General features: G+C 35.5%; 10 protein-coding genes. All 10 read left to right on the plus strand.

Annotated features, from left to right (window positions below; all coding sequences use genetic code 11):
- The 10 genes from purM to uvrB all read left to right on the plus strand — a co-directional run bounded on the left by purM (position 1) and on the right by uvrB (position 11,911).
- Entirely contained in the window at positions 1 to 1,026 is a 1,026-nt protein-coding gene (gene purM / locus OTK01_RS06480) for a phosphoribosylformylglycinamidine cyclo-ligase (protein ID WP_013432713.1), read from the plus strand.
- Entirely contained in the window at positions 1,023 to 1,679 is a 657-nt protein-coding gene (purN, locus tag OTK01_RS06485; RefSeq protein ID WP_029227663.1) for a phosphoribosylglycinamide formyltransferase, read from the plus strand. The genes purM and purN overlap by 4 nt, the downstream gene beginning before the upstream one ends.
- Complete coding sequence (purH, locus tag OTK01_RS06490; RefSeq protein ID WP_029227662.1) at positions 1,676 to 3,217, plus strand: bifunctional phosphoribosylaminoimidazolecarboxamide formyltransferase/IMP cyclohydrolase; 1,542 nt, start codon at positions 1,676 to 1,678, stop codon at positions 3,215 to 3,217. The genes purN and purH overlap by 4 nt, the downstream gene beginning before the upstream one ends.
- A gap of 21 nt (positions 3,218 to 3,238) precedes the next feature.
- Positions 3,239 to 4,501, plus strand: coding sequence for a phosphoribosylamine--glycine ligase (gene purD / locus OTK01_RS06495; protein ID WP_029227661.1), 1,263 nt, complete (start codon positions 3,239 to 3,241; stop codon positions 4,499 to 4,501).
- Positions 4,502 to 4,581: 80 nt separating this feature from the next.
- On the plus strand, positions 4,582 to 4,740 hold the full coding sequence (gene rd, locus OTK01_RS06500; RefSeq protein ID WP_013430239.1) for a rubredoxin: 159 nt from the start codon (positions 4,582 to 4,584) through the stop codon (positions 4,738 to 4,740).
- 117 nt (positions 4,741 to 4,857) lie between these two features.
- Positions 4,858 to 6,150, plus strand: coding sequence for a hypothetical protein (locus tag OTK01_RS06505; RefSeq protein WP_029671844.1), 1,293 nt, complete (start codon positions 4,858 to 4,860; stop codon positions 6,148 to 6,150).
- Entirely contained in the window at positions 6,147 to 8,699 is a 2,553-nt protein-coding gene (gene polA, locus OTK01_RS06510) for a DNA polymerase I (protein ID WP_029227660.1), read from the plus strand. Before OTK01_RS06505 ends, polA begins: the two co-directional genes overlap by 4 nt.
- A complete protein-coding gene (gene coaE, locus OTK01_RS06515) occupies positions 8,686 to 9,285 on the plus strand; it encodes a dephospho-CoA kinase (RefSeq protein WP_014042287.1) in 600 nt (199 codons plus the stop codon). The genes polA and coaE overlap by 14 nt, the downstream gene beginning before the upstream one ends.
- A complete protein-coding gene (locus tag OTK01_RS06520; protein ID WP_014042286.1) occupies positions 9,282 to 9,845 on the plus strand; it encodes a lytic transglycosylase domain-containing protein in 564 nt (187 codons plus the stop codon). Before coaE ends, OTK01_RS06520 begins: the two co-directional genes overlap by 4 nt.
- Positions 9,846 to 9,925: 80 nt before the next feature.
- A complete protein-coding gene (gene uvrB / locus OTK01_RS06525; protein WP_029227659.1) occupies positions 9,926 to 11,911 on the plus strand; it encodes an excinuclease ABC subunit UvrB in 1,986 nt (661 codons plus the stop codon).
- Positions 11,912 to 11,927 lie beyond the last annotated feature (16 nt).

Here is an 11,927-nt window from a genome sequence, read left to right on the forward strand (position 1 = left end):
ATGACCACATATAAAGATGCGGGAGTGAACATTGAGGAAGGCTACAAAGCAGTGAATCTGATTAAAGGTTTGGCGAGAGAAACTTTTGATTCAAATGTCATTACTGATATAGGAAGTTTTGGGAGTATGTATCTTTTGAATGTTGGAAGTTCTGAATATATCTTGGTTTCTGGCACAGATGGAGTTGGTACTAAACTGAAGATTGCGTTTTACCTTGATAAGCACGACACTGTTGGGATAGACTGTGTTGCCATGTGCGTGAATGATATTTTGTGCCATGGTGCAAAACCTCTTTTCTTTTTAGACTATGTTGCATGTGGTAAACTAAACAGTAGCAAGGTTGCAAGCATTGTGAAAGGCATTGCAGAAGGTTGCAAAATTGCTGGATGCTCGCTTGTAGGCGGAGAGACTGCTGAGATGCCAGGATTTTACAAAGAGGATGAGTACGATTTGGCAGGGTTTGCGGTTGGAATTGTAGAAAGACAAAAAGCGGTGTATGGCAAAGATGTAAACACAGGAGATGTACTAATTGGACTTGCTTCAAGTGGTGTTCACAGCAATGGTTATTCACTTGTAAGAAAAGTTTTTGGGATAGACGAAAATCCCAAAGTGCTTGAAAAGACATATGAAGAGCTTGGATTGTCACTTGGGGAAGAGCTGTTGAAGCCTACAAGGATATATGTAAAACCTGTTTTGAAAGTGCTTGAAAAGGTAAATGTCAAAGGAATAGCTCATATAACAGGCGGTGGATTTTTTGAAAATATACCTCGTGCTTTTCCAAAAGGTTACTCTGCCGTCATTGAAAAAGGCAGCTGGGAAGAGCCTGCTATATTTGGGTTGATTCAGGAACATGGAAAAGTAGAAGAAAGAGAGATGTTTTCAACATTTAACATGGGAATAGGTATGGTTCTAATAGTTTCTAAAGAAGATGTGGATTTGACATTAGAGATATTAGAACAAGAGAAAGTAAATGCATGGGTAATAGGTACAATTCAAAAAGGTGAAGACGGAGTTGTTTTGAAATGAAAAAATTAGCTGTATTTGTTTCAGGTTCTGGCTCTAATCTTCAGGCCATCATTGACCAGATTAAAATTGGAGAGATACCAGCTACTATCTCATGTGTCATATCCAACAAAAAAGATGCATATGCACTTGAAAGGGCAAGAAAAAACGGTATTCAAGCAATTTATATATCCAGGAGAGATTTTTCCTCTTCTTTGGAGTATGAAAAATATTTGGTAAACTTTCTTAAAAGTCAAAAAATTGATTACGTCATTTTAGCAGGTTTCCTTTATATATTTTCAGAGTATTTTGTGGAAGAGTTCAAGAACAGAATTGTAAACATTCATCCTTCCTTGCTTCCAGCATTTGGTGGTAAAGGTATGTATGGCATAAACGTTCACAGAAGTGTGTTAGAATATGGAATGAAGGTGACAGGTGCAACAGTCCACTTTGTTGATGCAGTACCTGACGGTGGTCCGATAATTTTGCAAAAAGCTATATATGTAAGGGAAGATGATACTCCAGAGACTCTTCAAAAGAGGGTACTTGAAGAGGTTGAATGGAAAATATATCCTTTAGCTATAAAGCTTCTTTGTGAAGATAAGATAGAAGTTGTAGGCAGAAAAGTTATCATAAAGGACAAGGAAATCTTAAAAAAGGTGGGAATTGAAATATGAACAAGAGGGCAATTATAAGTGTTTACAATAAAAACGGTATAGTGGAATTTGCAAAAAAGCTAAAAGAGTTTGGATATGACATTATCTCAACGGGCGGTACTATGAAGTATTTGACCGAAAATGGGATTGAGGTTATAAATATCTCTGATGTGACCCGTTTTCCAGAGATTTTGGATGGCAGAGTAAAAACTCTTCATCCAAATATTCACGCAGGAATTCTTGCAATGAAGGATAATAGAGAACACTTAGAAACTTTAAAGGCACTGGATATTCTGCCAATTGACATGGTTGTGGTTAACCTTTATCCGTTTAAAGAGACTATTTTCAAGAAAGATGTTACGCTTGATGACGTTATAGAAAATATAGATATAGGCGGGCCCACCATGATTCGAGCAGCTGCAAAAAACTTCAAATACACAACAGTAATAGTTGACCCTGAAGATTACGATACAGTAGCAATGGAAATAGAAAAAAATGGAGAGGTTTCTTTTGAGACAAGATTTTATCTTGCCACAAAAGTTTTTGAATACACCTCGTATTATGATTCAATGATTTTTAACTATTTCAAACATGTGCGAAAAGACCAGTCGTTTTCTAAGTATTTTACAGTCCCACTTGAACTTTTGCAGAACTTAAGATATGGTGAAAATCCTCACCAGAAGGCATGTTTTTATAAGATATCGTTACCCTTCATCGAAACATCAAATATTGTGAATTGTACGCAGCTTCATGGTAAAGAACTTTCGTATAACAATATCCTTGACAGTGATAGTGCTATAGAGCTTTTGAAGGAGTTTGATGAACCCACCTGCGTTGCTATAAAGCACAACAACCCATGTGCGGTAGCGTCAGCAGAGAATATCAATGAGGCTTACAAAAAGGTGTATGAAAGTGACCCGGTATCAATATTTGGCGGGATTGTTGCTTTCAATAGAAAGGTTGACAAGGATACAGCAGAGCAGCTCAAAAAGATATTTCTTGAAATTGTCATTGCTCCAGAATTTGACGAGGATGCTCTTTCCATCCTGTGTTCTAAAAAAGATTTGAGAGTTTTAAAATTAGCATCTTTGGAAAAGACTGATACTTTCTATGATATAAAATCTGTAAACGGTGGTGCTTTAATACAAGAAAAGGATAGAATGCTTCTTGCAGACCAGTTTCAGGTTGTCACAGAAAGAAAACCTTCAGAAAAGGAATTGGAAGATTTAATCTTTGCCTGGAAGGTTGTAAAACATGTGAAGTCGAATGCTATAGTTGTAGCAAAGGATAAAATGACCCTGGGCATTGGAATGGGTCAGACAAATAGAATATGGGCTGTTGAACATGCAATTTCAAGGTCACGATTTGATTTAAAAGGAGCAGTGCTTGCATCAGACGCATTTTTCCCGTTTTCAGACAGTGTTGAAGCTGCGGGCAAAGCAGGAATTAGTGCTATTATCCAGCCAGGTGGTTCTATCCGCGACAAGGATTCTATTGAAATGGCAAACAGGTTCAATATAGCTATGGTGTTCACAGGAATGAGACATTTTAGGCATTAAGAAAGAGGTGGTATTTTAGCCATGAAAGTGCTAATTGTAGGAAATGGTGGACGTGAACATGCTATTGCATGGAAGATATACAATGAAGGTTACAAAGAGTTGTTCTGCGTTCCAGGCAATGCAGGAATAAGCGAAATAGCTGAGTGTGCTGATATTAAAGTAAATGAGTTTGACAAGATAAAGGACTTTTGTATAGAGAAAGGAATAGATTTTGTAGTTATTGGTCCTGACAATCCACTGGCTGACGGGATTGTTGACTATCTTGAATCTTTTGGTATAAAGACGTTTGGACCTACAAAAGATGCTGCGATGATAGAAAGTAGCAAGGCGTTCGCAAAAGATTTAATGAAAAAATACGGGATAAAAACTGCAAGGTATGAGGTGTTTACCAGTCTTGAAGATGCCGTAAGATTTATAAATCAAACATCACAATATCCGGTTGTTATAAAAGCAGATGGGCTTGCTCTTGGCAAGGGTGTGATTATTGCAAATAATCAGCAAGAGGCAGTTGATGCCTTGAATCTTATTATGAAAGAAAAGTTTTTTGGAGCTGCAGGCAACAAAGTGGTTATTGAAGATTATCTTTTGGGCGAGGAAGTTTCAGTGTTTGTTGTTTCTGATGGCAAAGATATCGTTCCTCTTACAACAGCAAGAGACCACAAAAAGGCACTTGATGGTGACAAGGGACCAAATACAGGTGGAATGGGTGCTTTTTCACCGTCTAAACTTGTCAATAAAGCTATTTTTGAAGATATATTAGAAAACATAATGCTCAGAGCAGTGTATGGCATGCGAAAGGAAGGGCGGCCTTTCAAAGGAGTACTATATGGAGGGCTTATCCTGACAGAAGAGGGTCCAAAGGTTTTAGAATTTAATGCACGTTTTGGAGACCCAGAAGCCCAAGCAATTTTACCACTTATGAAAAGTGAACTTATGGAAATAATGATAAAGGCGAGAGAAGGAAATTTAAAGGGTATGGAGGCAAAGTTTGAACAAGAGTATTCTTTGTGTGTTGTGCTCGCATCAAAAGGATATCCGGACAAATATGATACTGGCTTTGAAATAAGTGGATTTGAAAATCTTGATGAAAAGACCATAGTGTTTCATGCAAATACGAAAAAGGAAGACGGTAAGATAAAAACTGCTGGTGGAAGGGTGTTGAATGTAGTAAGAAGAGAAAAGACGCTAAAAGAAGCGAAAGAGAAGGTGTATGAAGAGGTCAGAAAAATTCATTTTGAAAATATGTTCTATCGAACTGATATAGGTGATAAAGAGATTGAATAAAATTTGTGTTTTAAGAAAAGAAAAATGAGGTATAAATTATTTGACAGTTTAAATTTCTAAAAAAGGAGTGAGTGTTTAAAGTGGAGATTTGGGTATGCAGTATATGTGGTTACGAGTACAATCCCGAAAATGGAGACCCAGAAAACGGTATTGCGCCGGGAACAAAGTTTGAAGATTTGCCAGACGATTGGGTTTGTCCTATTTGCGGTGTTGGCAAGGACATGTTCGAGAAAAAATAGGTTCGAAAAGTAAAGTTGAGAGTACCCTAAGTCATCTTTGGTAGTTTATTGGGATGGCTTAGGGTATTTTTATGGTATAATAATTTTATAGGAATGTCAAAGAGGTATAAGAAAAGAATGCTAACAAACATTCCTTCATATATTTTTTTAAACGATGTATTTACACAAGCTGGTCGAGGTTTGAAAAAGGTTTCGTATGAAATCATAAATGAAAAGGATGGTTTTACTGCAAAGCTTTCTCTTACTGACAGCTGTGAAGTTAATAACATAGGAGTAGCTTTTGACATTCAAGAAGCAGAAATTGTTTTTATGCCAAGGCTTCAAAGAGGAAAGAAGGGACTTGTGTGTAACAACTCGAATACACAAATTATACTTTTGAGAACTAAAGATTCATATTTTCTATTAAAAGTTTGCGGCATTTTACAACTGGATGAAACATATTTGAGATTTGCCACAAAGATAAAAGAAAACTTATTTTGTATAGGGTTTTTCCATTCGTTCTGGATAGATGAAAAACAGAATAGTTTTTGTTTTCAAAATTTACTACCGACGTCGAGGATAAAGAAAGGCTCAAATATAAAAATAGAAGTCAAGGTACAGAAAGGAAGTTCAATTTATGATTGCGTTGAAAACTTTAATCCAAGATTAAAATCTTTTGAAGCAGGACTTAATTTAGAATTGGCAAACAATCCAAAATACGTTGGTATAGTAGATATAATGAAGTATTCAAAAATAGACATTGCGAGAAAGTACCGATTATCACTTGGCATTCCAGCAAAGATGTTAAAACTTTATTTTTTATATCTTCCCAGAAAGCTTATGAATTTCGAGCTTTCCTATACATCCTCGTTACAATCTTCCTGTTTTTATTATATAAAAATTTTAAGCGAGCTTAATAAAAGTGAAATTTTAAGTCTTCAAGAAAACATAGAACTATTGTCCACAAAAGAAAATATTTATTTTAACTTTTACAATAAAAATCTTATGTTAACCTCAATAAAAACTTATTATCATCTGCCTTATATTTTACTTCTTTATACTAAGCTCTGTTCTTTAACAGGAAGAGAAATAAAAACTTCTATTGAAAGACTCATCGGTGAGATAGAATGGCATGTTATAAGAAACTATAAATTTTTCACAGATGAGACTTTGATGAATATAGAAGAGTTTGATAGAAAATTTGAGAATGGAATGTATCCAAATGAAGCCCTAACAATATATATTTGTTATGAGCTGTACAGGTTTCTCTTCAACTACTATGAAGATTTAAGCTACTATAAAACAAGCAATGACTTAAAGGCTTTATTGTTTCTATACTATGATTTTAAGTATGAACACTTTTATAAAAACAACTATTCATTCAAAAAAGAAGAACTTTTAAGAATTAATGAAAGGGAAGATAGAAGATGAAACTGGTTATATTCGATGGAAACAGTATTTTGTACAGAGCCTTTTTTGCTCTTCCTGAACTGACAACCTCAAACAATATTCCAACAAACGCTATTTATGGGTTTGTAAATGTGATATTAAAATATTTAGAACAAGAAAAACCTGATTATGTTGCTGTAGCATTTGACAAGAGAGGAAGAGAGGCACGAAAAAGCGAATACCAAGAATACAAAGCTAACAGAAAACCTATGCCGGATAACCTTCAAGTACAAATTCCTTATGTTCGAGAAATTCTTTATGCCCTTAACATTCCAATTGTTGAGTTTGAAGGATATGAGGCAGATGATGTAATCGGCTCACTTGTTAACCAGTTCAAAAATACTGGTTTGGATATTGTTATTATTACAGGTGACAGGGATACTCTTCAGTTACTTGACAAAAACGTGGTTGTAAAGATTGTCTCAACGAAGTTTGACAGGACAATGGAAGATTTGTACACCATTGAAAATATAAAAGAAAAATATGGAGCCTGGGCAAATCAAGTGCCTGATTATAAAGCGCTTGTTGGAGACCAATCAGATAACATTCCCGGGGTGAAGGGAATTGGCGAAAAAAGTGCCCAGAAGCTCTTGGAGGAGTATTCATCTTTAGAAGAGATATACCAAAATTTAGATAAAATTAAAGGTTCTATCCGTGAAAAGTTGGAAGCGGGAAAAGACATGGCGTTTTTATCCAAGCGCTTAGCAACAATTGTATGTGATTTACCACTAAATGTTAAACTTGAAGACTTAAGAACAAAAGAGTGGAACAAGGAAAGGCTTTATGAGATTTTGGTCCAGTTAGAGTTCAAAAGTATAATAAAACGGTTGGGACTATCAGAAGTAGTTCAATTTGAATTTGTTCAGCAGCAAACTGATATTCCTGACGTAGAGCAAAAAGAGCTTGAAAGTATTTCACAAATAAGATCAAAAGAGATTCCATTAATGTTTGTACCTGACGAAAAGTGTTTTTATCTGTATGACCAAGAAAGTAATACTGTGTTTGTAACAAGGGATAGACATTTGGTAGAGGAGATTTTAAAAAGTGACACTGTGAAAATTGTGTATGATTTAAAAAATATATTTCATCAACTCAACTTGAAAGACACAGATAATATTAAAAATTGCGAGGATGTAATGATTGCTTCTTATGTTCTTGACAGCACAAGAAGTTCATATGAGTTAGAAACGTTGTTTGTATCCTACTTGAACACTGATATAGAAGCTGTAAGAAAAGATAAAAAGATAGTCTCTGTAGTACTTCTAAAACGGTTATGGGATGAACTTTTAAGATTAATAGATTTAAATTCATGCCAGTTTCTGTATGAGAATATAGAAAGACCTCTTATCCCGGTTCTATATGAGATGGAAAAAACAGGATTTAAGGTAGACAGAGATGCCTTGCTCCAGTATACCAAGGAGATTGAAAGCAAAATATTAAAACTTGAAACGCAGATATACCAGATTGCGGGTGAGTGGTTTAATATAAATTCACCCAAACAACTTTCTTACATTTTGTTTGAAAAGCTAAAACTTCCTGTAATAAAAAAGACAAAAACAGGATATTCCACCGATGCCGAGGTTTTAGAAGAGCTTTTTGACAAACATGAAATAGTTCCTCTTATTCTGGACTACAGGATGTATACAAAGATACTAACAACCTACTGTCAGGGATTACTTCAGGCAATAAATCCTTCTTCGGGCAGAGTTCATACAACCTTTATCCAAACAGGTACAGCCACAGGAAGACTTGCAAGTAGCGATCCTAATTTACAAAATATACCTGTAAAATATGATGAGGGGAAATTGATAAGAAAGGTTTTTGTACCTGAAGAAGGACATGTACTGATTGATGCAGATTATTCCCAAATTGAACTGAGGATACTTGCCCATATTTCTGAAGATGAAAGACTTATAAGTGCTTTCAAAAACAATGTTGACATCCATTCGCAGACAGCAGCTGAGGTTTTTGGTGTAGACATAGCCAATGTTACTCCAGAGATGAGAAGTCAAGCTAAAGCAGTGAATTTTGGTATAGTTTATGGGATTTCTGATTATGGTCTTGCAAGAGATATAAAAATTTCGCGAAAAGAAGCTGCAGAGTTTATAAACAAGTATTTTGAGCGTTATCCCAAAGTTAAAGAGTATTTAGATAATACTGTTAAGTTTGCTCGTGATAATGGATTTGTTTTGACTTTGTTTAACAGAAAGAGATACGTAAAGGACATAAAATCTACAAACAGAAATCTAAGGGGCTATGCCGAAAGGATTGCAATGAATTCGCCAATTCAGGGCAGTGCTGCTGATATCATGAAATTGGCAATGATTAAGGTGTATCAGAAACTTAAAGAAAACAATCTTAAATCAAAAATAATTTTGCAGGTACACGATGAGCTTTTAATTGAAGCCCCATACGAAGAAAAGGATATAGTAAAAAGAATAGTAAAAAGAGAGATGGAAAATGCAGTAGATTTAAAAGTGCCTCTGGTGGTTGAGGTGAAAGAAGGACTGAATTGGTATGAGACAAAATAGAGTTTTGGGAATTACAGGGAAGATGGGTTCGGGTAAGAGTACCATCAGTAGCATATTAGCGCAAAGTTACGGCTTTAAAGTAATTGATGTTGACAAAGAATATCATACCCTTTTGGAAGAAAACGAAGAACTCAAGAAAAAGTTAACTGATGTTTTTGGGGAAGAAATATTGGTATCAGGGAAAATAGACCGAAACAGATTGAGAGCTTTAGTTACTGCTGACAAATCCCGTTTTGAGGTTTTAAATAAAATAACTCATGAATTTATTTTTGAAAGGGTAAAGTACTTGGTTTTAGAGGTCTTTAAAGAATACCCGACTGTCATAGATGCTGCGCTTTTATTTGAGATAGGACTCAACAGACTCTGTTCGGTTGTGTGGTTTGTGGAGGCAGAAGAAAATTTATTGGTTGATAGAATAATAAAAAGAAATGGATGGAGTGAAAAGGAGATAAAATCTTTTTTAGAAAGGCAAAAAGTATTAGAGAGCCATAAGAAGCTTGCTAACAGGGTTATAGTGAATAATTTTGACATTGAAAAGTTAAAAAGTGTAATAAAAAAATATCTAAAAGAGGATGGGTTGATTTGAAGAAGAAGGTTACAATAATAGTCTTACTCCTTGTTCTTCTTTTATTCTTTGAAAGATTTTATTTTTTTGTTCTAAAGCAAATATATCCTCTGAAGTTTTCTGAAAGTATAAGTAAATATAGCAGTGAAATAGGAGTAGATCCATATTTGATATGTGCAATAATAAAATCTGAAAGTAACTTTAACCAGTATGCAGTTTCAAGAAAAGGCGCTGTTGGACTTATGCAGCTTTCGCCTTCAACTGCAAAGTGGGTTGCTCAAAAGCTTAAAGTCCAGTATTCAGATGAAAATCTCTATGACCCTGACTACAATATAAAGCTTGGTTCATGGTATATAAAATATCTCATAAATTACTACAATGGTGATATAAAGCTTGCAGTAGCTGCATACAACGCCGGCTTGACAAATGTTGATAAATGGCTATCGAACATAAAAAGGTATACCATCGAAGTTACAGAAATTCCTTTTAAAGAAACAAACCATTTTGTGAGAAGGGTTTTCAAAAGTTATGAAATGTACAAAAAACTTTATCCAAAGGCCTTCAAACATACAGATTATTGAGCATACTGCAGCATAGATTTTCCAAACATACGTTTGAAATTTGAGAACAAATGAGATAAAATAAAATTTGGTGATTTGAAATGAAAAAATTTAAGCTTGTTTCAGACTTCAAACCAACTGGCGACCAGCCAAAAGCAATAGAGATGTTAACAGAAGGAATTTTAAAAGGTGAAAAATTTCAGACCCTTTTAGGTGTTACAGGGTCTGGCAAGACATTCACAATGGCAAAGGTCATAGAGAATGTTCAAAGACCAACGCTTGTGCTGGCACATAACAAGACTTTAGCAGCACAGCTTTGTAGTGAGTTTAGAGAATTTTTTCCAGAAAATGCAGTAGAATTCTTTGTAAGTTACTATGACTATTATCAGCCTGAAGCTTATATTCCGGAAACTGACACGTACATTGAAAAGGATTCATCTATAAATGAAGAGATTGACAAACTCAGACACTCAGCTACATCTGCCTTATTTGAAAGAAGAGATGTTATAATTGTTGCAAGTGTATCCTGTATTTACAGTTTGGGCAGTCCTGAGGATTATTTAAATCTTACTATTTCTTTGCGCCCTGGCATGATAAAAGACAGAGATGAGGTCATAAGAGAGCTTATAAGAATGCAGTATGAAAGAAATGACATTGATTTTAGAAGAGGAAGATTTAGAGTAAGAGGAGACGTACTTGAAGTTTTCCCTGCATCTAATACGGACAGGGCGATAAGAATAGAATTTTTTGGGGATGAGATAGAAAAAATCACAGAGTTTGATGTTGTAACAGGTGAGGTAATTGGTCGAAGAAACCATGTTGCAATATTTCCAGCATCTCACTATGTGACAACAGCTGAGAAATTGAAAAGAGCGATAAAAAGTATAGAAGAAGAACTTGAACAAAGGCTAAAAGAGCTAAGAAGTATGGGTAAGCTTGTTGAGGCTCAGAGGCTTGAGCAGAGAACGCGCTATGACATAGAGATGCTTCAGGAAATGGGTTTTTGTAAAGGGATAGAGAACTATTCAAGGCATTTAACTGGCAGACCACCTGGAAGTCCACCGTATACTTTGCTTGATTATTTTCCAAAAGATTTCATAATGTTCATTGATGAGTCGCATGTTACAATACCTCAAGTAAGAGCTATGTACAATGGCGACAAAGCAAGAAAAGATACCCTTGTTGAATATGGTTTTAGACTTCCATCTGCGTATGATAACAGACCATTGACATTTGAAGAGTTCGAAGAAAAGCTCAACCAAGTAATTTTTGTAAGTGCAACACCCGGACCGTATGAGCTCAAAAAATCTTCACGCATTGTTGAACAGATTATAAGACCGACAGGGCTTGTTGATCCTGAAATTGAGGTTCATCCTGTACAGGGTCAGATTGACCATCTGATTGGTGAGATACGAAAGAGAGTAGAAAAGAACCAGAGAGTGCTTGTTACTACCCTTACCAAAAAGATGGCTGAAAGTCTTACTGAGTATTTAAAAGATGTGGGAATCAGGGTCAGATATATGCATTCAGACATAGATACAATTGAGCGTATGCAGATTATCAGGGATTTGCGCCTTGGCAAGTTTGATGTGCTGGTGGGGATAAATCTGCTTAGAGAAGGCCTTGACCTTCCCGAAGTGTCACTTGTTGCAATTTTAGATGCTGACAAAGAAGGTTTTTTGAGGTCAGAGACTTCGCTTATTCAGACAATTGGCCGCGCTGCAAGAAATGTTGATGGAAAGGTTATAATGTATGCAGATAGAATTACAAACGCTATGCAAAGAGCTATTGATGAGACAAACCGACGTAGAAAAATTCAGATAGAATACAACCAAAAACACGGAATTATACCTCAAACTGTAAGAAAAGGTATAAGACAGATAATTGAGGCGACAGTGTCTGTGGCTGAAGAGGAAGAGAAATACGAAGTTGTGGAGAAAGAGATTGTAGAAAATATGACAAAGGAAGAGATAGAAGAATATATCAAGGAACTTGAACAGGAGATGAAAAAGTTTGCTATAGAACTTGAGTTTGAAAAGGCCGCAAAAGTAAGGGACAAAATATTTGAACTCAAAAAACTTCTTTAATGGCTTTATTGCTTGG

It is taken from the genome of Caldicellulosiruptor acetigenus (assembly GCF_026914305.1).
In the GTDB taxonomy this organism is placed as follows: Bacteria; Bacillota; Thermoanaerobacteria; order Caldicellulosiruptorales; family Caldicellulosiruptoraceae; genus Caldicellulosiruptor; species Caldicellulosiruptor acetigenus.